Source organism: Georgenia deserti (assembly GCF_042680605.1).
GTDB classification, from domain to species: Bacteria; Actinomycetota; Actinomycetes; order Actinomycetales; family Actinomycetaceae; genus Allobogoriella; species Allobogoriella deserti.
This window is the reverse complement of sequence record NZ_JBHUEE010000002.1, coordinates 98,164-120,876: the sequence shown is the minus strand read 5'-3', so window position 1 is coordinate 120,876 and position 22,713 is coordinate 98,164. Positions and strand designations below refer to the sequence as shown.

Annotated in this window: 18 protein-coding genes; 7 read left to right on the top strand and 11 right to left on the bottom strand. The window is 71.2% G+C overall.

Annotated elements, in window-relative coordinates; all coding sequences use genetic code 11:
- From ACFSE6_RS04235 to ACFSE6_RS04225, 3 genes are all read right to left on the bottom strand, one after another.
- Entirely contained in the window at positions 1 to 1,065 is a 1,065-nt protein-coding gene (locus ACFSE6_RS04235; RefSeq protein WP_388002495.1) for a glycosyltransferase family 2 protein, read from the bottom strand.
- A 67-nt stretch (positions 1,066 to 1,132) separates the two neighbouring features.
- Positions 1,133 to 2,026: an N-acetylneuraminate synthase family protein gene (locus tag ACFSE6_RS04230; RefSeq protein ID WP_388002493.1), complete on the bottom strand. Its 894-nt coding sequence runs from the start codon at positions 2,024 to 2,026 to the stop codon at positions 1,133 to 1,135.
- 2 nt (positions 2,027 to 2,028) lie between these two features.
- Positions 2,029 to 3,333, bottom strand: a complete 1,305-nt coding sequence (locus ACFSE6_RS04225) for a cytidylyltransferase domain-containing protein (RefSeq protein ID WP_388002491.1) — start codon at positions 3,331 to 3,333, stop codon at positions 2,029 to 2,031.
- A gap of 151 nt (positions 3,334 to 3,484) precedes the next feature.
- Between ACFSE6_RS04225 and ACFSE6_RS04220 the strand changes: the two genes are divergently transcribed.
- The 6 genes from ACFSE6_RS04220 (at position 3,485) to galE (ending at position 11,282) form a co-directional block, all read left to right on the top strand.
- A complete protein-coding gene (locus tag ACFSE6_RS04220) occupies positions 3,485 to 4,504 on the top strand; it encodes a glycosyltransferase family 2 protein (protein WP_388002489.1) in 1,020 nt (339 codons plus the stop codon).
- Positions 4,501 to 5,856, top strand: a complete 1,356-nt coding sequence (locus tag ACFSE6_RS04215) for a polysialyltransferase family glycosyltransferase (RefSeq protein WP_388002487.1) — start codon at positions 4,501 to 4,503, stop codon at positions 5,854 to 5,856. Before ACFSE6_RS04220 ends, ACFSE6_RS04215 begins: the two co-directional genes overlap by 4 nt.
- 47 nt (positions 5,857 to 5,903) lie before the next feature.
- A complete protein-coding gene (locus tag ACFSE6_RS04210; RefSeq protein ID WP_388002485.1) occupies positions 5,904 to 7,301 on the top strand; it encodes a hypothetical protein in 1,398 nt (465 codons plus the stop codon).
- A 7-nt stretch (positions 7,302 to 7,308) separates the two neighbouring features.
- Positions 7,309 to 9,054, top strand: a complete 1,746-nt coding sequence (locus ACFSE6_RS04205) for a glycosyltransferase family 61 protein (RefSeq protein WP_388002483.1) — start codon at positions 7,309 to 7,311, stop codon at positions 9,052 to 9,054.
- A gap of 75 nt (positions 9,055 to 9,129) precedes the next feature.
- Entirely contained in the window at positions 9,130 to 10,275 is a 1,146-nt protein-coding gene (locus ACFSE6_RS04200) for a sulfotransferase family 2 domain-containing protein (protein ID WP_388002481.1), read from the top strand.
- 32 nt (positions 10,276 to 10,307) lie between these two features.
- Positions 10,308 to 11,282 carry a UDP-glucose 4-epimerase GalE gene (gene galE, locus ACFSE6_RS04195; RefSeq protein ID WP_388002479.1) on the top strand — a complete coding sequence of 325 codons (975 nt, stop codon included), beginning with the start codon at positions 10,308 to 10,310 and terminating at the stop codon, positions 11,280 to 11,282.
- A 16-nt stretch (positions 11,283 to 11,298) separates the two neighbouring features.
- Here the strand turns inward: galE and ACFSE6_RS04190 are convergent, their stop codons facing one another.
- The 4 genes from ACFSE6_RS04190 to ACFSE6_RS04175 form a co-directional block, all read right to left on the bottom strand.
- Positions 11,299 to 12,579, bottom strand: coding sequence for an LCP family protein (locus ACFSE6_RS04190; RefSeq protein WP_388002477.1), 1,281 nt, complete (start codon positions 12,577 to 12,579; stop codon positions 11,299 to 11,301).
- Positions 12,580 to 12,697: 118 nt separating this feature from the next.
- Positions 12,698 to 13,960, bottom strand: coding sequence for an LCP family protein (locus ACFSE6_RS04185; RefSeq protein ID WP_388002475.1), 1,263 nt, complete (start codon positions 13,958 to 13,960; stop codon positions 12,698 to 12,700).
- 35 nt (positions 13,961 to 13,995) lie between these two features.
- Positions 13,996 to 14,949, bottom strand: a complete 954-nt coding sequence (locus ACFSE6_RS04180) for a glycosyltransferase (RefSeq protein WP_388002473.1) — start codon at positions 14,947 to 14,949, stop codon at positions 13,996 to 13,998.
- Positions 14,942 to 15,886 (bottom strand): glycosyltransferase, encoded by a 945-nt coding sequence (locus tag ACFSE6_RS04175; RefSeq protein WP_388002471.1) that lies wholly within the window; start codon positions 15,884 to 15,886, stop codon positions 14,942 to 14,944. Before ACFSE6_RS04175 ends, ACFSE6_RS04180 begins: the two co-directional genes overlap by 8 nt.
- A gap of 143 nt (positions 15,887 to 16,029) precedes the next feature.
- On the opposite strand from ACFSE6_RS04175, the gene glf reads away from it, so the two are divergent.
- A complete protein-coding gene (gene glf / locus ACFSE6_RS04170) occupies positions 16,030 to 17,181 on the top strand; it encodes a UDP-galactopyranose mutase (protein WP_388002469.1) in 1,152 nt (383 codons plus the stop codon).
- Between the two features lie 5 nt (positions 17,182 to 17,186).
- On the opposite strand, the gene ACFSE6_RS04165 is transcribed toward glf, so the two are convergent.
- From ACFSE6_RS04165 to ACFSE6_RS04150, 4 genes are all read right to left on the bottom strand, one after another.
- Positions 17,187 to 18,605 (bottom strand): polysaccharide pyruvyl transferase family protein, encoded by a 1,419-nt coding sequence (locus ACFSE6_RS04165; protein WP_388002467.1) that lies wholly within the window; start codon positions 18,603 to 18,605, stop codon positions 17,187 to 17,189.
- Between the two features lie 200 nt (positions 18,606 to 18,805).
- On the bottom strand, positions 18,806 to 19,783 hold the full coding sequence (locus tag ACFSE6_RS04160; RefSeq protein ID WP_388002465.1) for an ABC transporter ATP-binding protein: 978 nt from the start codon (positions 19,781 to 19,783) through the stop codon (positions 18,806 to 18,808).
- Positions 19,770 to 20,702 (bottom strand): ABC transporter permease, encoded by a 933-nt coding sequence (locus ACFSE6_RS04155; RefSeq protein WP_388002463.1) that lies wholly within the window; start codon positions 20,700 to 20,702, stop codon positions 19,770 to 19,772. The genes ACFSE6_RS04160 and ACFSE6_RS04155 overlap by 14 nt, the downstream gene beginning before the upstream one ends.
- Positions 20,703 to 20,818: 116 nt before the next feature.
- Complete coding sequence (locus tag ACFSE6_RS04150) at positions 20,819 to 22,669, bottom strand: glycosyltransferase (RefSeq protein WP_388002461.1); 1,851 nt, start codon at positions 22,667 to 22,669, stop codon at positions 20,819 to 20,821.
- Between the last annotated feature and the right edge of the window lie 44 nt (positions 22,670 to 22,713).

The window sequence follows — 22,713 nt, the reverse complement described above, 5'->3', positions numbered from 1 at the left end:
CTACGTGCGGTGGTCGGAGGCTGCGCGGGCCGTGACACCACGCAGGAACCCCGCACCCCAGCTGAGGTGCATGACGACGAGCACAGCCGGTAGGCGTACCGTGGCGCGCCAGCTCAGCCGCGGCCGACGGGCCGCGGCATGCAGCGCGGCCCCGATCTCGCCGAGGACGTAGGTCGCGAGAACCGCCACACCACCGACCGCCACGGGGCCGGAGCCGACGACGGGCCCGACCACTGTCGCGGCAAGTCCCAGGGCGAGGCCGACGACGGCCGCCGGCGGGGCCAGGTAGCGGAAGTTCGCCGTCTCGGGATGGCGGCGGACGATCTCCCGCCGCCACATGCCGGTGCGCCAGAACTGCTTGGCGATCTCCCGGAGTCGGCGCCGGGGCCGGTAGGTGACCTGCAGCGTCGGGTCGAACCACAGCAGGGAGCCTCGCCGGCGCATGCGCAGGCACAACTCCCAGTCCTCGCCGCGCACGATCCCGTGGTCGAACCCGCCGGCCTGCTCGATCGCCGACTTCCGGAAGGCCCCGAGGTAGACGGTGTCCGCAGGCCCCGGCTCGCCACCGACGTGGAATGAGGCGCCCCCGAGTCCGGCCGGATGGCTCATCGCCCGCGCGACGGCCTCCTGGGTGGGGGAGTCACCGACCGGGTACATGATCCCACCGGCGCCGTCGGCGCCCGCCTCGAGCATGATCCGCACCGCTCGCCGGACATAGGTGGGCTCGAACACCGTGTGACCGTCGATGCGGACGACGATCTCGTGGTCGTCGGCGGCGTGGCTGAGGCTGGTGTTCAGGCCGGCGGAGCGGGACCCCGAGGGGTTGTCCACGACGAGCAGCCGGGGATCGACGGCTGCCAGCTCGTCAGCGATCTCGCGCGTGCGATCGTGCGAGGGACCGACGGCGAGCACCATGCGCAGGTCGCCCACGTAGTCCTGGTCGAGAATGGAGCGCACCGCGGCGGCGAGGTAGGGCTCCTCGTCCCGCACGGTCGCGATGACCGTCACCCCGGGTAGCGTCGCCGAGTCCTCGGTCCTCGACTGCTGCTCCGTGTGCTCAACCATGTGGGTCACTGTCGTGGTCCCCGCTCGCCGGCCGGAGCGCGGGTGGCTCCGGGCCCGCCGGCCGACCTCAGGCGTCGATGCGGCGCAGGCTCGACAGCTTCGAGAACTCGCCCGGCATGACCCGCTTGTCACCGTCGCCCAGGGCCTGCTCGAGGATACGGATGTCGCGGACCAGGTTCTCGATGCCCTTGGGCTCGAGGGAGGCCGCCTGATCCGAACCCCACATGGCCCGGTCAAGGGTGATGTGCCGCTCGACCGCGACAGCGCCCAGCGCGACCGCCGCGATGGAGATCTGCAGGCCGGTCTCGTGGCCCGAGTAGCCGACCGGCACCCCGTACCGCTCCTGCAGGGTGTGGATGGCGCGGAGGTTGGCCTCCTCCGGCGGCAGGGGGTAGGTGGACGTCGAGTGCAGGATGATGAGCTTGTCCGTGCCGAGGATGTCGACGGCGGCGTCGATCTGCTCCAGGGTCGACATACCGGTCGAGAGGATGACCGGCTTGCCGGTGTCCTTCATCGCGCGCAGCAGCTCGTGGTCGGTGACCGAGGCCGAGGCCACCTTGTAGACCGGGATGTCGAACTTCTGGAGGAACTCCACCGACGGCACGTCCCACGGGGAGGCAAACCACTGCATCCCCTGCTCCTTGGCGTAGGAGGCGATCTCGGAGTACTCGGCTTCCTCGAACTCGACCTTGTACTTGTACTCGAGGTAGGTCATCTCGCCCCACGGCGTCTGCCGGATCTTGTCGCGCTGATCCTTCGGGGTGGAGATCTCCGGCGTGCGCTTCTGGAACTTGACGGCCTGCGCGCCCGCCTCGGCGGCGACGTCGATGAGCTTCTTCGCGTTCTCGACGTCGCCGTTGTGGTTGATGCCGATCTCACCGATCACGTACACGGGCTGGTTCGGCCCGACGAGGTGCTCGCCGATCGCGACGGGTGCCGGCTGCGTGGTGGTCGCCGTCATGGTCAAACGTCCTTCCGGAAGGATTCTGTGGGCCCCGGGGATTCCTGGCCCGGAACTGGCGTGGTCGGTGCGCCGGTGCCCGGACCGGCGGCAGTCGGGCGGCTTGCGAGTATACGGTCGCACACCTCGCGCACCGCGCCCTTCCCGCCGGGCCGGGAGAGCACGATTCGCGCGGCTGCGAGAGCCTCCGGGCGGGCGTCGGCGACCGCGACCGGCCATCCGACCACCGCCATGGCGGCCAGGTCGTTGACGTCGTTGCCGACGTAGGCGACCCGTGCCGGGTCCAGGCCGTGGTCCGCGATCCAGTCGCGCAGCGCGGCAGCCTTGTCGTCGACGCCGTGACGCACGTCCACCCGAAGCTTCGCCGCGCGTGCGGCCACGACCGGGTTCGTCTCGGTGGAGAGGATGAGGACCGGGATGCCCACCTGACGCCGCAGCAGCGAGATCCCCATCCCGTCACCGCGGGTCACACGGACCTGTTCCGTGCCGTCCTGGTCCACCCAGGCGGCGTCGTCGGTGTGCACGCCATCGAAGTCGGTCACCAGCGCGTCGACATCGAGGGCCGAGGCGACCTCGGCACCGCCGGTGGTCTCCGGTTCGAGCGCGGCGGCGTCCGGCTGGCCGACCAGCTGCCGGGCGAGCCAGAGGTCGCGCGGCTCGTCGATCTCCAGCGCCCACTCCGGGGCCGACGGCTGCAGCCCGATCCGGCCGAAGAACCGCACCTGACGCTCGCGAAAACCGGCGGTGCGCATGACATAGAACGCGCCGGTCTCCCGGTAGTGCGGGGCGCGCTCCTGGCGGCGTGGGCGGTAGTCGGTCGAGTGCCCCACCGGCGAGGCCTGGTCGCCGTCGAGGCGCCACTGGAAGTCGAAGGTGCGCGAGACCGCCACGACGACGTCGAGCTCGTCGTCGAGCACCCGGCGCACCGCGGTGTCGAGGTCCTGGGGGTCGATGAACGGCGAGGTCGCCTGCAACAGCACGGTCACCGCCGGGACCGACTCACCGGAGGCCTCGAGCTGGTCGAGCACGTGCAGCAGGGCCGACTCCGAGGACGCGGTTCCCCCGGCGATCTCCTGGGGTCTGGTGACGACCCGGGCGCCGTGCGAGCGCGCCTCCGCGGCGATCTCGTCGTGATCGGTCGAGACGATCACCGAACTGACCGAGCCGCACGCGGTCGCCGTGTGCACCGCGCGACCGACCAGCGTGATGCCGTCCACGCGCTGCAGGTTCTTGAGCGGGACACCCTGGGAGCCACCCCGGGCGGGGATGATGACGAGGGCCGAGTGCGCGCCGGCGGTACGGGTCATGCGTGGCGGTCCTGACTGATCACGGCGACGAGTCTGCCGCATCCCCGTCGTGGCCGCCGGTAACGACCCGCGGCCGACGGCGTCGGACCGGGCCGGGCGGGGGATCTGTGGTTACCATGGCGCGAATCGCTCCCTGGTGAGACGAAGGTAGATGAGCAGCACCGACCGACCGCGCGTGTCCGTCGTCGTCCCGGGCAAGGACGCGGCGAGTTACCTCGGCGACGCACTCACGTCCCTCACGCGACAGTTCGACGACCCGGCGCAGCTCGAGGTGGTGGTGGTCGACGACGGGTCCACGGATGCCACACCTGAAGTCCTCGAGAACTACCGATCGAGGCTGCCGAACCTCACCGTGCTGACCAACCCCGCCCCCACCGGGCTCGCGAGCGCCCGGAACCAGGGTGTCGCGGCCGCGACCGGCCGGTTCGTCGCCTATCTCGACGCCGATGACTGGCTCGCCCCCGGGCGGCTGCCCGTCCTGGCCGACGCGATGGAGCACCTCCGGGTCGCCTGGGTCAGAACGGACCACACCACCGTCTCCGGACGACGGCGGAACCTGGTCCGCGCCCCCGAGGCGCGGCGGCAGCAGCCGTTGGACCCGCGTGGCTCGATCCTGCCGGTCCACGACTCCACCATGGTCGACTACCCCTACGCGTGGGCCGGCATGTTCGACCGTGCCATGGCCGAGGACGGGATGCTCACCTTCCCGGACGGTCTGCACACCGCAGAGGACCGGCCCTGGATCTGGCATCTCTTCCTCAACGGGCCGCGGTACGCCGTGGTCGACGCGCCGACGCTGTGCTACCGCCGAGACGTCTCGACGTCGCTGACCTCGACCTACGACCGGCGCCAGCTCGACATCTTCCCAGCGCTGGAGCAGGCGGTCGAGCTGGTACGCGCCGACCGCGACAGCCAGCTGTACCTGCCGAAGGTCACCCGCACGTCGCTGGCTCTCATCAGTCACCACGTCCGGCGCAGCCGGGGGATGACCCTCACCGACCGCCGTGACCTGCGCACCCGGGCCCGAGAATTCTTCGCGCGCCTGCCTGCCGGTGTGCTGGCCGACGAGGTCCTCGAGATGAGCCACGAGCGGGCGCGCAGCCTGCACGGCCTGCTGCCCCGGGTGGCCGGGCTTCAGATCAACCGATCCGCCGAGGAGTACGCCTCATGACGCAGCTGGTCGTCGCGTCCACCCTCTTCGGTGCCACCACCGCCGCCGCAGCCGCCGACGCCGGGCTCCTGCCGGACCCGCACGGCGAGCGGGTCCTGCTCGTCGTCAACAACGCCCCCGCGCCGGAGCTGACACCGTCGCTGGACGAGATCCCCGGAGCCGACCCGGTGCTGCGGCGTTTCGACCGGGTCGTCCACCTGACCGACCTCATCGCCCCCGTCCACCCCTCCGACTGGCGGCCGGGCCACCGCGAGCTGCCGATGCTCGAGCGTCTGCTCCGCGACTACTGGGGCCTGGGCGAGGGGCCGTTGCAGCTCGTGTGCGAGTCCATCTGGGTCAACCCTGCACAGGCGCTCGCCCGCGTCTTCCACGCCGCGCCGGTCACCGTCTACGCGGACGGGTTGATGAGTTACGGACCGACGCGGGACCCGCTGCCGCTCGCCATCTCGCAGCGGCTGCACGGTCTGCTGCACCTCGACCTCGTGCCCGGGCTGCGTCCCGTGCTGCTCTCCGAGTACGGCGTCAGCCCCACGGTCATCCCCGGCGACTCCTTCCGGGCACTGATCGAGGAGGTCGCCGCCGGCGCCGGGGAGAGCGAAGCTGACCCGCGCCCACGCGCCATCGTCGTCGGCCAGTACCTCGCAGCCCTGGACCTCGTCACGATGGCCGAGGAGACCGGCATGCACGTGCGGATGGTCGAGGCCGCCGCGCGCGCCGGAGCCGAGGTCGTCCGGTTCAAGCCGCACCCGTCCGCCCCGCCGGGGCTGATCGAGCCGCTCGAGCGCGCCGCGGAGCGCTCCGGCGTGACGCTGCAGGTCATCGACAGCGCCCTCCCGGTCGAGGTCATGCTCGCCGGCGGCGGGCACGTCGCACTCGTCGGCTGCTTCTCCACCGCGCTGGCCACGGCTCGCTCCATCCTCGAGGTCCCGACCGTTGCGGTGGACACCCAGATGCTGCTCGCCCGGCTCAAGCCCTTCGAGAACAGCAACCGCGTCCCCACCACGGTCATCGATGCCGTACACCGTCCCGGCGAGCCGTACGGCGAGGTCGAGCGCCTGCAGGGCCTGGTCGACACCGTGGCGTACTGCATGCAGCCCAAAGCGTTGCGCAGCCGGCGCCCGGAGGCGTCGGTGTTCCTGCAGCAGCTCGAGGAGACCGAACGTCGCCGGTACTTCTCGCCGGCCCGACTCAGGCTCCTCGACCTGCCGGGGGCTCCGGCGCAGCACCCGGCGGTCAAGGTGGCGACGACCGCCGCCCAGAAGGCGTTGCGCCACCCCGCCCTGGGCAAGGTCGACGAGGTCACCCGTAAGTCGGATCTGCGTCGACGTCTCGCCGAGCGGTTGCGAGGCTGACCGAGTGGCATCGAGCAGATTCCGTCCGAGACGCACTGAGGAATCCCGTGGACATCACTTCTGACGAGCCTCAGTCATGGCTCGACGGCTATGCCCGAGGCAAGCGTGAGGGCGCCCGCTTCCGGGGTGAGCTCGGCCCGATCGGGGCGGCGTTCACGCCTCGGGACAACCTTCGCCGGCTCGCGGCGGACCTGACGGTCAGGGACGCCCTCGGACATCCGGTCACGGCCGAGGACCGCGCCGAGCTGCGCAAGCTGGCCGCCGGCACCAGGCAGAACGACTGGGACAACGCCTCGCTCGGGGTGATGGCCATGCTCGCGGGGCGTTTCGCCGACCCGGCCGCGCGGGCTTGGTTGGCGCCCATGCTGGCGCACGCGGGCCGGTACGAGGAGGCGGTCGAGACCCGGTACACCATGGCCGAGGGCCGACCGGCAGCTGCCGACTTCGTCGTCCTCGTCAGCGTGCTCGCGATGCTCGGCCGCGACGACGAGGCGCGCAGCCTGCTCGCTGGTCTGCGCAGTCGCTTCCCCAACCTCGCGGAGGAGTTCGTCGCCAGCTGGGACGAGAGCGACATCGGCCGCGCCTACGCCGATCTGGCGACCCGCCGGCGCTCCGCCGAGGAGCTCGCGGTGTTCGTCCACCTCCCGTTCTCCGGCGGCACGTCCATGATCGTGTCCCTGAAGCAGACCGTCCCGCGGGCCGCGGTCGCCGAGGTCAACCGGCGCTACGGTCTGCACCAGCTCGAGCGGATCCTCGCGATGCCGGAGGAGGAGACGGCACGACTGCGGCTGGTGCACCTCCACCATCCCTTCGCGCTCCGGATTCGTGGACGCACGCTGCGCCACTTCACGGTGCTGCGAGACCCGGTCTCCCAGCTCTCGTCCGGCTATCACAAGCGGCTGTCCACCCAGGGCATCGTGCCCACCGGCGACACCGAGCAGTCGACGACGTTCGCCGAGCACGCGGAGTACACCGTGCGGCACGGACTGACGAACATGCTCGCCCGGCAGCTCGTGGTCACCCATCCGGAGATGGTCGAGCGGTACGCGCGCCGGTACGACAGACCCGCAGCCTTCCGCGGCATCGGCTCCGAGGAGGAGATGTTCTGGTTCGACGCCACGGCCGAGCTGTCGGACGAGCGACTGTTGCAGATGTGCCGCGAGACCCTCGAGGAGCAGTTCTCGGTCGTCGGGAGCATGGCGCATCTCGCCGCGAGCCACCTCGCGGGCGCCGCCACTGTGGGGATCCCGGTCGCCCGGCGCATCGTCCACCGCGGCAGGTCGGGACAACCGAGCAGCGCGCTGGACGAGGCACAGGAGCGACGGCTCAGGGAGGCCAACGGCGTGGACCAGACGCTGTACGAGGAGTGCACGGCCCGCTTCGAACGGGACTTCGCGCCGCTGATCGCCGCGGTGGAGGCACCGGAGAAGTCCGCCGACGGCTAGGACGACGATGACGCGCACCTTGGCAGAGCTCGCGGAGAAGAGCAGCTTGTCCACCGTGGCGGTGCAGCGTCACCATCTGCCGCTCATCGAAGCCGAGCTCGCCGGTCTCGAACCGACGCACCTCGTGTTGGTCTGTGACCGGCTTCCGGTGCCGAGCGGCCGCCTCTTCGCCGACCGGTGGCCCGACGCGAGTGTGACCGTGCTGACCACGGTGGCGCCGCTGCGGCGGCCGGCGCGGCTCGACCTCGCCGACGTCGACGATGACGACGACGTCGTGCGGGAACTCGCACTCCGGCCCCCGGCCGAGGTGATCATCGACCTGCGGCGGCTCGCCGGCACCAGGAAGTCGGCCACGTTCTCCCGTGCGTTCCTCTCCCTAACCGGCGGTGGGCGCTACCTCGTCGCCGGTACACCGTCCGAGCAGGGCGGGAAGCGCCGGGCGGCGAACGTGGCCGAGTTCGTGCTCTCGCTCGCCGCCCGGAAGGCGCGCTCGCCCCGGGGACGGTGGCCCGGGATGAGCGCCGTCGAGCGGGGCCTGGGCAAGGCACTGGCCGCAGTGCGCGTCGAGCAGGATTTCCTCGCCGCCACCAAGGGCGGGGATCACGTCCTCAAGGTCGACCCCGCGACCGCCGCCCGTGCCGTGCCGGCACGCGGTGGCGCCCGCGAGGTCCTGGCGCGGCGAGCAGCGGTGACCGTCCGCTCGGCCTCGACCATCCGATCCAACGACGCCGAACTCGAGCGTCAGCGGCTGCCGGGCACGGACGTGGCCGAGGAGTTGGTGTGCACGGCCTACGGCGACGCACTCTGCGCCCCCCGGCAGATCGCCTCCGTCAGCGGGATCCTGCTGCCGGCGTCGTACTTCCTGCCCTGGAACCCGCGACGGCGCACCTTCGGTGTCCACGACTTCGGGCCGGACTACTCGCGTGTACCGGCGTTCGAGGGCGAACCGGGAGAGCTTGCCGGTGCCTACTTCCATCTCGACAACCAGGTGCCCGGTCACTACGGCCACGTCATCACCCACGACCTGTCGCGGCTGTGGGCATGGGACGAGGCCGCCGCTCGCTTCCCCGACCTCAAGGTGCTCCTCAGCCCGGCGCTGCACCACGAGGACGAGGTGCCGCCGTACACCCGGCAACTGCTCGAGGCCTTCGGCATCGGCCCGGACCGGATCACCGTTCTGCGCGAGGCGGCGCGGGTGGAGACACTGGTGACCGCGACCCAGGCGTTCCAGCAACCGAAGTTCCTCCATCCTGCGGCGCGCGAGGTGTGGGAGCGTGTGGCCCGCGCGCTCCTGCCCCACGCCCGCCAGGAGCCGGTCGCAGACCGTGTGTTCATCTCCCGGCGCAGTGCCTCCAGGCGCCGATGCCTCAACGGCGCCGACCTCGAACGGCGGTTCGCCGAGGCGGGCTTCGCCGTGCTCCACCCCGAGGAGATGTCCCTCCCGGACCAGATCAAGGTGATGACCCACGCCTCGGTCGTCGCCGGGTACGCCGGATCAGGCATGATCAACACCGTCTTCTCCGGGCGACCCGCCACCCGGATCGTCATCGCCTCCACGAGCTACTGGGCCACCAACGAGTACCACCTCGCCGCGATGTACGGCGGGGAACTGCACTACTTCTGGTGCGACCCGGCGACCGAGGACGATGCCGGGAAGCGGAGCGGGTTCCACGCCGACTACCGGTTCGACTTCGACCGTGACGGCGCGGCACTGGGCACCCTGCTGCGCTCGGTCTCGCAGACCTCGGGCTGACCGCCTCGCACCCGGGGCTGCGGCACGCTGACGGCCTGCTCTGCGCCCGCGGCGGACGTATGGGACCATGCGGCGGTGAAGATCGCAGACCTCGCGTCCCCGGCGACCGCCGCGCAGGCCGCCGAGGTGCGCAACACCTACGTGCTGCCCAGGCAGAAGATCGTGTTCACCTCGATCGGGAAGAACGCCTGCACCTCCATCAAGTGGCTGCTCGCGGAGATCTCCGGTCAGGACGTCGAGAGCTTCCGGTCCCACCCGTCGGCCGAGCCGAGCCGGCGCATGCTCATCCACAACCGCAAGCTCTGGCAGAACACCCCGCGACTGAGCGACCTCGACGCCGGCACCCTCGGGACCATCTCGCCGTCGAACGGATGGTTCGTCTTCGGCGTCGTCCGAGATCCGCGGCTGAGACTCTTCTCCGCGTGGCAGTCGAAGTTCCTCGTCGGGGACCCGATCTACTTCCATCGCAAGTGGGCCGGCCGCGACTGGCTGCCGCGCACGCCGACCTCGCCGGAGGAGGTCCTGGCCGACTGGGCCCGGTTCGTGGACGTGCTGACCGCCGGCCGGGGTGGAGGCGGCCCCGCGGGCGACGGGCACTTCGCCCCCCAGACGGCACGGCTGCGCGAGGATCTCGTCCCTTACAGCCGTGTCTACGAGATCTCCGAGATCGGGCAGCTGACCGGCGATCTCACCGACCACCTGGTTACCGTGGGCCAGCACGTCGGCGAGCTGACGCTCGCCCGCGAGAACGACACGCCGCTCGCGGCCGGTCGTGAGGTCTTCCCCGACGAGATCCGGCAGAAGATCGAGCGCCACTACGCGGCGGACTTCGACCGCTTCGGGGCCTTGTGGTCCCTCGAGAAGGTGATGTCCCGGCCGATCTCCTGGACCGAGCAGTCCATGAACGACATCGCCGCGCGGCGCGCCGTCCATGAACGGATCGCCGATCTGCGCGAGATGGTCCGGGAGGCGAACCGGAACGCGATCGCGCTCGAGCGGGAACTGCTCGCCGCCCGGAGGCGAGGACGGGAGCCTGCCGCGGACGTCCGGCGTCCGCCGCAGGCCGTGCCCACGCCGCTCGCCCACTATCGCGGCAACGACCTGGCGCGTGAGCTCGGCCGGCGGGGCCGGCGGCGCCTCAGGCGGTCCTGGCGCCGCCTGCAGCGCCGTCTGCCCGGCATGGCGGGGACGTCCGCCCGCGAGCAACGAGCAGCACGTTAGACCGCAGCGGGCGGCCAGCTAGTGTGGCCTGCATGAGCACCCTGGTCGTCGGCGGAGCCGGCTACATCGGAGCGCACGTGGTCCGACTCCTCGCTGATCGCGGTGACGACGTGCTCGTCGTCGACGACCTCTCCACCGGGGTCGGTCACCGCGTCGGTGCCGCCGGGCTCGTCGAGCTCGACATTGCCGCCCCGGACGCGCAGGAACGGCTCGAGCTCGTGCTGCGCGAACGTGAGATCGACAGCGTCATCCACTTCGCGGCGAAGAAGCAGGTGGGGGAGTCGGTCGAGCGCCCGGTGTGGTACTACCGTCAGAACGTCGGCGGCCTGGTCAACCTGCTCGGCGCGATGGAGTCCACCGGGGTCACCCGGATGATCTTCTCCTCCTCCGCAGCCGTCTACGGGCAGCCCGACGTCGACATCGTCACCGAGGGGGTCACGCCGCAGCCGATCAACCCTTACGGCGAGACGAAGCTCGTCGGGGAGTGGCTCATGGCCGACTGTGCCCGATCGTGGGGGCTGCGCTGGAGCGCGCTGCGTTACTTCAACGTCGCCGGATCCGGCTGGCCCGAGCTCGGCGACCCCGCGGTGCTCAACCTCGTCCCGATGGTGTTCGACCGGCTCGCCGACGGCCGCCGACCGGCGATCTTCGGCGACGACTACCCCACCCCCGACGGCACCTGCATCCGCGACTACATCCACGTCCTGGACCTCGCCCATGCGCACCTGGCCGCGCTCGACGGGCTGGACGGCGAGCCGGGCGAGAACGTCTTCAACGTCGGCACCGGCACCGGCGCCTCCGTCCGCGAGGTCATCGACACGATCGGCGAGGTCAGCGGTCTCGACGTCACCGCCGACATCGAGCCCCGCCGCCCCGGTGACCCGCCACGGCTCGTGGCCTCGCCCGACCGCATCCGCGACCATCTCGGCTGGAAGGCGGGGCACGGGCTCAGCGACATCGTGCGCAGTGCGTGGGAGGCGTGGCAGGCCGGCCCGCGCCGCATCTGACGTACCGCCGGGTGTCCTAGCTCGTCTCGGTCTCCACGTCCGAGGGACGCAGCTCGCCCTCCTGAAGCCGCTGGAAGAAGTCCGGTGCGCGTTCCTCGTCGAGCAGCACGGTCGAACCGACCCCCGGGACGTCGTAGGCCGGGTCAGCGATCGGGGGCGTGCCGGCGATCCCGCCCTCGCCGGTGGCGGACCGGAAGGCCCACGCCATGATGCCGAGGTCGAGGATGCCTGAGTCCGGGTCGGTGACCACGGCGTCGGTCCCGGCGTTGACGAGCTGGACGTGGTCGACGGGGTTGAGCAGCGTGGCCGGCTTCGTGGCTTCGCTCATCACCGCACCGACCACCTGCCGCTGGCGTTCGGCACGGCCGATGTCCCCGCGCGGGTCGGAGTAGCGCATCCGCGAGAACGCCAGCGCCGTCTCGCCGTCGGCGTGGTGGCAGCCCGCCTGCCACTGCAGACGGCTGCGGCTGTCGTCGACGTCGTAGTCCAGACACAGCTCGACGCCCTCGACGGCGTCGACGACGTCCTGCACTCCGCCCATGCCGATCTCGGCGTAGTGGTCCACGGTCAGACCGCTGAGCTCCTCGACCGTCTCGGTCAGCAGCGGCGGTCCCCCGAGCGCGTAGGCCGCGTTGAGCTTGTTCGGGCCGACACCGGGGATCTCGGCGTACGTGTCCCGGGGGAGCGAGATCAGGGCCGCGAATCCGAACCGCACCTGCAGCAGCATGATCGTGTCCGACCGCTGCCCCTCGGTGCCGTCCTCTCCCACGGCCCCGTCCGATCGTGAGTCCGAGCCGGCGATGAGGTACGTCGTTCCCGTCGTGTCCGGCGCACCGCTGAGCGCGTCGGTGTGCTGGATACGTCCGTTGGCGTAGATCAGCAGGCCGACGGGCCAGGCGATGATCAGCACCAGCAGGAGGACGAGGCCGCGGACGATCGGTGGACGCCGGCGCCGTCGTCGCGGTGGACGCTCGGCCGGGGGAGGCCCGGCCGGCGCTTGCGGGGAGCGAGCGGGGCGGGCAGACGGCCCGCCTTCGGCAGCCGCGGCCCCCGGGGGCGTGTAGGACGGCGGCGGAACGTGCGAGGGCCGCTCGGCGGCGACGGCCGACCGCCGACGACGACGTTCGCCCCGCGTTCCCGCAGGTGCGATCGGGCCCTGCTCCGGTGGCGTCGTGGGCATCCGGCGGGTGTGCTCCGAGCCGCCGCCGACGGGCCGCGCGGTACGGGGGTCCGGCCGCTTGCCGGGTGAGGCCGGCCGGAAGCTCGGGGGACGTTCCCGGCTGTCGTCGGTGCTCATCCGGCCCTCCGTCTCCAGCTCGCCGGCCCGGCGGCGGACGTCTGGCCGCCGGGGCACCGGCAGCCTACCTCTGCGGTGATCCCGCGCCCGGGCAGCCCGGCGGGCGTGCCGCCTGCGGTCAGCGCGTGCACTCCGGCGTGGTCTCTTCCTCGGTGGCGGTCTGGTCGTCGGGCTCCTCGGACGTCTCCTCCTCGGTGGTCTCCTCCTCGGTGGCCGTCTCGGAGGCGTCCTCGCTCGACTCCTCGGTCGGCTCCTCCCCGGTCCCGGTCAGGTCGGCGTCGATCGGGCGGTCGTTGTGGAGGTTCTCCCACATCTGCTCGGCCTCGGGCGCGGGTGAGACGGTCGCGCCCTGCGGCACGAACGGCATGGTCGCGAAGCGGATCTCGGACGGTCGGATGCCGCGCAGGGACGCGGCGAGCCCGGCCATGGTCGGGATCTCACCGAGCCATTCTCCGGTGGTCAGGGTGCTGGTGCTGGCGTCCAGAAAGCGGTACAGCCGCGGGACGTTGGTGAGCAGCTGGACACTGAGCGCCTCGCGGGCGATCGCGGCGACGAGCTTCTGCTGGCGTTCGATGCGGGAGATGTCCGAGCCGTCACCGAGGGAGTACCGCGCCCGGGCGTACCCGAGAGCCTCCTCCCCGCCCAGGACCTGACACCCCTGCTCGAGCTGCAGGTGTGCCCGGGGGTCGTCGACCGCCTCCGGGATGTACATCGGCACGCCGTCGAGCGCGTCGACGACGTTCTCGAAGCCGGCGAAGTCCACGACGACGAAGTCGTCGATGAACACGCCGGTCATCTGCTCGACCGTCTTGATGGTGCAGGCGGCAGCCGTCGCCGGATCACCGGTGCTCCCGCCGGTGGCGAAGGCCGAGTTGAACCTGGCCTGGTACTGCGGTGCGGTCTCGGTCCCGTCCGGCAAGGTGCAGGAGGGGATCTCGACGATCGTGTCGCGCGGGATGGAGACCACCTCGACACGGGAGCGGTCCGCACTGACGTGCGCGATCATCGTCGTGTCCGAGCGCATGCCCTCGACACCCTCCTGGGCGGCCTCGTCCTCGGTGCGCTCGTCGCTGCCCATCACGAGGATGTTCAGCGGCTCACCGGCCTGCGGGTCCTCCGGCGGGTCGTCCGAGTTCTGCCCGGCGCGCGTGGGGCGGTCGGTGCCCACGAGGTCGTCGATGTCGTGGCGGCCGATGTTGCCCTGCAGCTCGGCGTAGGCGAAGCCGAGGGAGCTGACGAGGAAGATGGCCACCCCGAGCAGCCCGGTGAGCAGCCGTCGGCGCAGGTCGTGGCGACGTAACGAGCGGGCGTGCCGGGCGGCCGCCAGCCGGCGGCTCGCCGCGTGGGCGAGCTCAGGCAGCGACACGGCGTGTCTGGGCATGCGGCGATCCTACGATCGAAGCGGTCCGGGACGCGTCAGCGTGCGCCGGTGGCGCCGTGGAACGCCGTCGCCTGGTGCTGCCCCCCGGTCGTGCGGGACCTGCGCCCACGGCGGGAGATCACCGACTGGTAGATCGGCTTGCGGACGGACTCGGGCACGAGGCGGTACACCCCGCGCACGGCGAGGTTACGCGCCAGGTGCTTGGCCTGGATGAACCCTTCCTCGTAGAGGCAGGTTTGCAGGGCCCACTCGGAGCGGAGCAGGCGCATCCCGCCGCGCCGGGCGTACGCCCCGTCGCCGACGCGGTACAGCACGAGCGAGTGCGGGACGTTGGCCACTCGCGCGCCGGTCCGGATCATGCGCGCGAACAGCCAGTAGTCCTCCATGAGGTCCAGGTGCCGGTAGCCGCCGGCACGGTCCACCGCACTGCGGCGGTAGACCACCGACGGGTGGTTGAACGGGTCGCGGAACCGGGCGACGGCGGCGATCTCCTCCGGGTCCGTGGGTAGCAGGCGCGTCATGCCCAGCGGGGCGCCCTCCTCCTCGAACTCGGTGATGGCGGAGCCCACGAGGTCGAGCCCGTCCCGCACGAGCGGTACCTGGATCTCGAAGCGCTCGGGCAGGTTGATGTCGTCCGCGTCCGCCCGGGCCACGATGTCGTGGGAGCAGGCGGCCAGCCCCGCCTGCAGCGCACGGGCGAGTCCGCGGTTCTGCGGCAGGCGCACCACGCGGGTGGGCACCGCACCGGCCGGCGAGTATCCGCCCGCGAACGCCAGTTCGTCGACCGCCACGGCCAGGGCGGGCGGTAGCGGGCCGTCCTGGACGACGACCAGTTCGTCCGGCCGGAGCGTCTGCTCGACCGTCGCCGACCGGACGGCGCGGCGGAACTGCTCCGCGTCGTCGCCGCCGTAGACGGACATCAGGACGCTGAACGGCTCCGGCTCGCCGGCCGTACCCGTGGTGCCGGGTGCAAGAGCGGTGTCAGTCACGGCCGGCTCCCTTCTCGATCGCGCGTACCTCGTCGCTGACCGTGCCCAGCCCGGCGAGGACCGCGGAGGTGGGCTGCGGCTGACCGCGCAGGCCTTCGGCCAGGCCGCGGCGGCCGGCGGCCAGCACCGTGGCGCGGTCGCTCGCGCGGCGGAGGGTGCGCGCCCACCGCCGCAGCGTCGCGGCTCCGTACAGGAGGGTCTCCAGCGGGCCGAGCGCGCTCGAGGCGCGCAGCAGCCAGAGCTTGTTGCGCACCTCGAAGAAGAAGCGGCCGCCGGGGTCGGCGTCGCTGTCTCCGAAGGTGGCCGTGAGGTGTTCGACGACGGAGTCGGCGACCCACAGTCCGGTGCGACGGCGCAGGAGTCGGGCGGTGTACTCGAAGTCGTCGTTCCAGAGGAAGTAGTCAGCCTCGGGCAGGCCCTCGGTCCGCACGGCCGTGGCGTCGAGGAGGACGGAGACGAACGAGGCCGACCGTACCGGGACGGCGCCGACGGCGGCGGCGCGGGCGCGCAGGCCGGCGGTGAGGCCGAACCGTGGCCGCGGCGTGTTCATCGGGTGGTCACGCCCGTCGTGCCAGACCGCCCGAGAGGCGAGCACCGCCGGCCGGCCGGCGTAGCGCGCGCGGGCGTCCAGCAGGGCGCTCAGTGCGGTGGGGGTCGGCACGGTGTCGTCGTCCATCAGCCAGACGAGGTCCGCGCCGCGCGCGAGGACGGCGTGCGCCAGACCGGCCGCGAAGCCGCCGGCACCTCCCGTGTTGCGCTCGAGCGTCAGGACGTCGGGACGGAGGCGGTGCGCGGCGGCCCGCTCTCCGGAACCGTCGGTGGAGCCGTTGTCCACGACGACGACGGCGTCACAGGGGCGGGCCTGCTCGGCCAGCCCGTCCAGGGCCCTGGTCAACAGGTCGCGTCGGTTGTACGCGACGACGACCGCGACGACCACTGGGGTAGCGTCGTCCGCGCAGCGGCCTTGACCAGGCGCGGGCACCGGATCGGGCCGTTCCGCCCGAGCCGGAGCCACGTCAGATAACAAGGTCATAACGGTCAGCGTAAATGAACAATGGACAAACTGCAGTGGACGGGAATGTGACGCCTGACCTAGTCGTCGTCGGATCGGGGTTCTTCGGACTCACGATCGCTGAGCGGTGCGCGCGTGAACGAGGCCTGAAGGTCCTGGTCATCGACCAGCGGTCGCACATCGGTGGCAACGCCTACTCCGAGGCGGAACCCACCACGGGGATCGAGGTCCACCGGTACGGGGCGCACCTGTTCCACACCTCGGTCGACCGTGTGTGGGAGTACGTGACCCGTTTCACGACGTTCACGGACTACCGGCACCGGGTGTACAGCACGGTGCGCGGTGAGGTGTACCCGATGCCGATCAATCTCGGCACCATCAACCAGTTCTTCCGCGCCGCCTACACGCCGGGTCAGGCGCGCGAGCTCGTGCGCGAGCAGGCCGGTGAGCTCGCCGGCACCGACCCGGAGAACCTCAACGACAAGGGCATCCAGCTCATCGGGCGGCCGCTGTACGAGGCGTTCTTCAAGGGGTACACGGCCAAGCAGTGGCAGACCGATCCCAAGGATCTGCCGGCGTCGATCATCTCGCGGCTGCCGGTGCGCTACACCTACGACAACCGGTACTTCAACGACACCTACGAAGGGCTGCCCACCGACGGGTACACCGCGTGGCTGGAGCGGATGGCGGACCATCCGAACATCGAGGTCCGGCTCGGGACGGACTTCTTCGACGCGTCGCAGCCGATCAACAAGGCCGCCGTCGTCGGGCAGGTGCCGGTGGTCTACACCGGGCCCATCGACCGGTACTTCGACTACGCCGAGGGCGAGTTGAGCTGGCGCACGCTGGATTTCGAGCAGGAGGTGCTCGACGTCGGGGACTTCCAGGGCACACCGGTGATGAACTACGCCGACGAGGACGTGCCCTACACGCGGATCCACGAGTTCCGGCACTTTCACCCGGAGCGTCAGTACCCGGACGACGCCACGGTCATCATGCGGGAGTACTCCCGTTTCGCCCGCCGCGGCGACGAGCCGTACTACCCGGTCAACACCGCGGCGGACCGGGAGGCGCTGCTGCGGTACCGCGAGCTGACCAAGCAGGAGCGCGGGGTCGTCTTCGGCGGCCGGCTCGGCACGTACAAGTACCTGGACATGCACATGGCCATCGGCTCGGCACTGTCGACCTACGACAACGTGCTGCCGGACGTCCTGGGGTAAATGGTTCACCGCTGCCGGTGACGCCGTCGTCCCGCTCTGACGCGCCGGAGGCCACTCGTGAGCAGACGGCCGGTCGCCGGCCGGGGGAGCGCCGCGAGGCGCTCGAGCGGTCGCTGTGGAACGAGGGCGGCGCCGTCCCCCTCAGCGGCCCGGTTTCTCGCGCGAGCCACTTCGTCGTGGCGCAGCGCCTCGAGCGCCGTGATGCGGCGTGCCGCGCGGGAGACCAGCACGGCCGGATCGGACAGTGACGGGCCGAGCGTTTCCGTCACAGCCTGGCGGATCTCCGCGTCGGCGGTGCGGGCGAGGTCCTCGCCGACATCGGCGGACCGTGCCGCCACGGCCGGTGACAGTGCCTCGGCGACGGCGTCGTCCAGATTCTCGGGCGTGACGCCGTACGGCATGTCGGGGTCCCAGGTCTGGGCGTAGGCGTTGAGCTTGCGTTTGGCCAGACTGATGCGCGGGACGCCGTAGGCGGCGGCGACGATGCGGCCGTGCAGCGATAGGCCGATCCACAGTCGTGCCGCGGCGATCGCGTCGACACGGTCGTAGGGCCGGCGTTCGGGCGAGATCGCGATGTCGCGGTCCGGCCGGCGTGCGCGGACGAGGTCGGCCAGCCGTTCGTACGACCCGACGGAGTCGTGCCCGGGCGCGGAGCCGGCGAGGAACAAACGGATGCGGTACGGCGCCAGCCGCGTGCTGCGCGCCAGAGCCTCGGCGAAGGCCTCCACGCCGAGGGTGCGCAGGTGGGCGGCGGAGATCTGGACCAGGACGGTGTCCGCCTCGCGGGGGTGGCGCTGAACCGGCCGCGTCACGGCCAGGGTGTGGACGAGGTCCGGTGCGAGCCGGTGCGCGATACCGTGCGCGGCCAGCAGCTCGGACGAGAGCCTGTCCCGGACCGAGATCCGATCCGCCTCGCGGAGGACCTCCAGTCGCCGCGCCTGCTCGTCGGGCGGCAGGCCGGTCACCCCCGCCAGGCCGACGGAGTGCAGCACCGAGGCCGCTGTGGCGTTGGCTGGGTACGCCGTGGGGCGCGGCACGTACGGGGACTCCATCGGGGCCGTTCCGTGGACCCGCTCCAGCATGGCCTGCCGGTCCGCGGGTGCCGCGGCGTCGTAGGCGCGTACGAACCCCGGCGGCATCGACATGCGCAGCGCACCGAGAACGCTCGTCGAGCCGACCTCGCCGCCGACTGTCCAGATCGCGTCATACCGCTCGGACGCGAGCAGCGGGCCGTAGGCCGGGATCGCGCGGTCGAGCAGCCTCGTCATGTCGCCGGGGAACGGGGCGGCCGCGGTGACGGCTGCCTGCCGCAGGTACCGCTCGGTCTGCAGCAGGAAGAGCAGATCGCCGAAGTTGTCGCGTTCGTAGGCGCCGACCAGCATCACGCGGGGTCTGTCCCCGGCTGGGGCCTCGGTCCTGGCCATCGCGTCCTCCTCCGGTCTCTGTGCGGGGTCCCGCGGAAAGCCTGACGAGCATACCCGATCAGATTAGTAGGAAATGTGCGACATGGGCGTCCGGTGGTCCGCGGGCCGGCACCGATATCGCCGTCCGAGGGCTGTCACATCGATCGGTCCGGTGCGATCTGACGGTTCGGTGGCCCGGCGCCGGGCAAGGCGCGGAGCGTTCAGGACGTCGTGGCGCCGGTCTCCCCGTCAGACCGGGCGTTGCTCGCGCCGCCGGAGTCCGGACCGTCCGGCCGGGCGTTCCGTGAGCGCCCGTTACCGCGCGGGCGGGCGCCGCCCTTGCGCCGGTTCTTCTTGCCCTCCCGCTGCTTGCGCACGTGCTCGCGGTAGGCCTCGGTGACCTCTTCGGGGTCGCCGTCCTGGACGAGCAACCCGTGGTCCATCCAGAGTACCCGTGTGCACATCCGCTTGACGGTCTCCAGGGAGTGGCTCACCAGGAAGATCGTGCCCGCCTGCTCGCGGATCTCCTCGATCTTGGCGTTGCTGCGTTGCTTGAAGTCCGCGTCGCCGGTCGCGAGCGCTTCGTCGATCATGAGGATGTCCGGGGTGGCCACGGACGAGATCGCGAATCGCAGCCGTGCCGCCATGCCGGAGGAATACGTCTTCATCGGCAGGTAGACGAAGTCACCGAGATCCGCGAAGTCGACGATCTCGTCGAAGCGTTCGCGTACCTCCTTGGCGCTGAGCCCGAGCGCGAGACCACCGATCATGATGTTGCGCTCGCCGCTGAGCTGGCGCATGAGCACGGCGTTGACGCCGAGCAGCGACGGCTCGTTGTCGACGTAGACCGCTCCCTCCGCCGGGGGGATGAGCCCGGCGGCCGCGCGGAGCAGGCTCGACTTGCCGGAGCCGTTGGTGCCCACGATGCCGATGGATTCACCGTGGTGGGCGACGAAGGAGACGCCGCGCACCGCATGGACCTCGGAGGTCTGCCCGACGTTGCCCTGCAGGCGCCAGCGCAGCCGGTTGAGCAGGGAGGTGTGCCCGTTGCTCACCGCGCCGGCGCGCTTGGCGCCGAAAACCCGGTACTTGACGTGCACGTTGTCGACGATGAGTGACGGCGGTCCGATGTCGCCGACGTCGTGGCGCTCCGGGAGGTCTTCGGGGTCGAACTCGAAGTCGAGCTCACTCTCGGCCATAGGTCTCCTCCCCCTGCCAGAAGTAGAGGAAACCCACCACCAGGAACAGCACGGCCCAGCCGAGCATGAGCAACCACTTGTGCCAGTCCAGCGGAATGGTCGGCTCGTCGGTCAGCGCCTGCCGGCCCAGGTCGAGGGCGAGGGCCACCGGCTGGTACTCGAGGACTGGGGTGAGCCAGTGCATGGATTCGGGCACGTTCTCCGCGAAGCGCCGCTCGATCGGGAAGAGCACGCCGGAGCCGTACATGACGAACCGCAGCAGGAACTGCACGACGTTCAGGATGTCCGGTGCGTGGGCGATGATCCGCGCCATGATGAACGCGCAGCCCAGGTTGAACATGCCGAAGATGACCACCTGCACCGGCAGCAGCAGCCACTGCCAGGTGACATGCACCGGGGGATAGTCGGGCATGAAGCCGGAGAAATACGTGATGACGCACATCACGGCCGTGGCGGGTAGCAACGTCGTCAACTCGGTGACGACCGCTGCCACCGGCAGGACGGCGCGCGGGAAGTGCAACGACCGCACGATCTGGAGCTTCTCCGAGATCGACTTGCCGCCGGCGACGACGGAGCGGTCGAAGAAGCGGAAGAGGAAGACGCCGATCACGATGAACGCGATGACGTTGTCCACGCCGCGGCTCGCATCGAGCAGGATGCCGAAGATCACCACGAAGACCGTGGCGTTGAGGATCGGCGTGATGATGGCCCAGAGCTGACCGAGGTAGGAGTTCTGGTTCTGCGCGTAGGCGCGTGAGGTCGCCATGTACTGCGCGAACTGGCGGAAGCGCCACAGCTGCTTCAGATACGTGCCGATCGAGGGCCGCACGCCGATCTGGCGGAGTCCGTGCCGCTCGGCGAGCGCTCGCAGGTCACCGTGGTCCTCACCACCGGCCGTCTGTGCGCTGACTGCGCCCACTGAGCTCCCTCATTCGTCGTCTGCGGCGCCGCGCGCGGGCTCGACGCGCCGCTGAGGCGCGTCGAGTCTACAAGCGTGCCGGGTCCCGGTCGCGGCCCCTCGAACTGGGTATTTGGTCACACGGCGTGGTCGTCGGATCCGCGGCCGCAGGCGGCCGCCCACCGCCGCGGGCAGGTCAGCTCGGGCCACCGGCGACGGTATGCGGCCGACAGCTGCGGCCACCGGCGCGCCAGCGTCCACGTCAACCGCAGACTGTCCCACCACAGCCGGGCGAACCGGCGGCGGTCACGGCGGTACCAGAGCACGCCGGACCGGTCCGCGGACTCCACCAGTACCGAGTCGTAGGACGGCACGTGCCACCAGGTGGCCTCACCCTTGGGCAGGAGGCGTTGCGGCTGCCGGTGCCGGACCGGGACGCTCAGGTGGCGGGTCACCGCCTGCAGGGTGAACAACGCCAGGCGCAGTCCCTTCGGTCCCGGTCGCGGCTCGCGGGAGTGTTCCTGCGGTGGCGCCACGCCGTCCGGGAACGGACGGACACGGGTCTCGGGGAACCGTTGCGCCAGGGCGCGCGCCTCGCCGATCGCGGTGGCGAGGGTCTCCGGCAGGTGCTCGGGGCCACGCAGCACGTCCCGCAGCGCCCGGTGCCGCAACGTCACCGCGTAATACTGCAGGCAGAGCAGTTGCTTCAGGTGCAGGCGCCGGTACTCCCGCAGCAAGTGGCCACCACGGGGCTGCGTGGCGTGCAACAAGGCGGTGACGAGCCGGTTGCGCTCGTGGAAGTACGCCTGCCAGTCGATCGTGTCGTCCTTGTCCAGCCAACTGACGTGCCACAGGGCCACGCCGGGCAGCGACACGGTCCGGTAGCCGGCCTCGCCGGCGCGCAGGCCGAACTCGGCGTCGTCCCACTTGATGAAGTACGGGGCGGCCAGTCCCACCCGATCGAGGACCTCGACCGGGAGCAGGCACATCCACCAGCCGTTGTAGTCGGCGACGCCCACGCGATGCATCCACGGTGTCTGCCGGAGGCCCGTGGCGGCCAGATCGTGCCGTTCCGTGGACCGGTCGGCTGCCCCCCACATGAACGTCGCCTGGTCGACCACCTCGGACCAGGAGTGCAGCACCGTCGGATGCTGCAGGTCGAGCATGTGCCCGCCGACGACGGTCGGTGCCGGACAGGCGGCCGCGAAGCGCACCGCCCGCAGCACCGAGTCGGGCTCCACGGCCACGTCGTCGTCCATGATGAGCGCCGAGGCGGAACCGGCCTCGAGGGCCTCGAGCATCCCGCGGGAGAACCCGCCCGAGCCTCCGAGGTTCGCCTGGTCGATCAACCGCAGCCGCCCACCCAGCGACTGCGTGAGCTCGGCGGTCCCCGGCTCGGCCGCGACCTTCCGCTCGCCCTGGTCGATCACGCAGATCCGGTCGACCACGTCCAGCACCTCAGGCGCCTGCGCAAGGGCCTGCAACGTCCGGACACAGAAGTCGGGCTTGTTCACGGTGGTGATCCCGATGGTGGTCCCCGCCGAGCGGTCAGCGGCCGTCGGCCTGCCGTCCGCCTGCGCGTCGGGCACCTCCCAGCGGCCGGCCAGCAGCTCGACCTCGCCGTGCGCCTCGACGTCGAACCAGAGCCATCCGCCGGACTCGAACCCGGTCAGCGCGAGGGACACGGTCACCTCACCGCCGGTGAACGCCCGCGTCGTGACTGCCCAGGCGTCGCCGTCCCGGCCGGAGCGGCTGACCACCACGCGCCCCGACCCGGTCAGGTGCAGCCGCAGGGTGATCTCGCGCACCGCCGTGTACTGCACCCAGTACGTAGCCGGGAAGGCGTTGAAGTATGTGGCGAAGCTCGCGCGCCCGCCGGCTCCGATCGCGGCGCTCGTACGGGAGCGGACGGTCAGCCCCTCGGCGTCGACGTACAACGGCAGGCGCTCGTGGTCCGTCGGCAGGACCAGGTTCTGCACGGTGGTCACGGGGCTCCTCGGGAACGTCGGGTGGCTGGAGGGTGAACACGCCC

Excerpts from the sequence above, each read along its gene's own strand:
- ACFSE6_RS04235 (WP_388002495.1), bottom strand. The coding sequence starts at position 1,065 with ATGGTTGAGCACACGGAGCAGCAGTCGAGGACCGAGGACTCGGCGACG.
- ACFSE6_RS04230 (WP_388002493.1), bottom strand. The coding sequence starts at position 2,026 with ATGACGGCGACCACCACGCAGCCGGCACCCGTCGCGATCGGCGAGCAC.
- ACFSE6_RS04225 (WP_388002491.1), bottom strand. The coding sequence starts at position 3,333 with ATGACCCGTACCGCCGGCGCGCACTCGGCCCTCGTCATCATCCCCGCC.
- ACFSE6_RS04220 (WP_388002489.1), top strand. The coding sequence starts at position 3,485 with ATGAGCAGCACCGACCGACCGCGCGTGTCCGTCGTCGTCCCGGGCAAG.
- ACFSE6_RS04215 (WP_388002487.1), top strand. The coding sequence starts at position 4,501 with ATGACGCAGCTGGTCGTCGCGTCCACCCTCTTCGGTGCCACCACCGCC.
- ACFSE6_RS04205 (WP_388002483.1), top strand. The coding sequence starts at position 7,309 with ATGACGCGCACCTTGGCAGAGCTCGCGGAGAAGAGCAGCTTGTCCACC.
- galE (WP_388002479.1), top strand. The coding sequence starts at position 10,308 with ATGAGCACCCTGGTCGTCGGCGGAGCCGGCTACATCGGAGCGCACGTG.
- ACFSE6_RS04190 (WP_388002477.1), bottom strand. The coding sequence starts at position 12,579 with ATGAGCACCGACGACAGCCGGGAACGTCCCCCGAGCTTCCGGCCGGCC.
- ACFSE6_RS04185 (WP_388002475.1), bottom strand. The coding sequence starts at position 13,960 with ATGCCCAGACACGCCGTGTCGCTGCCTGAGCTCGCCCACGCGGCGAGC.
- ACFSE6_RS04165 (WP_388002467.1), bottom strand. The coding sequence starts at position 18,605 with ATGGCCAGGACCGAGGCCCCAGCCGGGGACAGACCCCGCGTGATGCTG.
- ACFSE6_RS04160 (WP_388002465.1), bottom strand. The coding sequence starts at position 19,783 with ATGGCCGAGAGTGAGCTCGACTTCGAGTTCGACCCCGAAGACCTCCCG.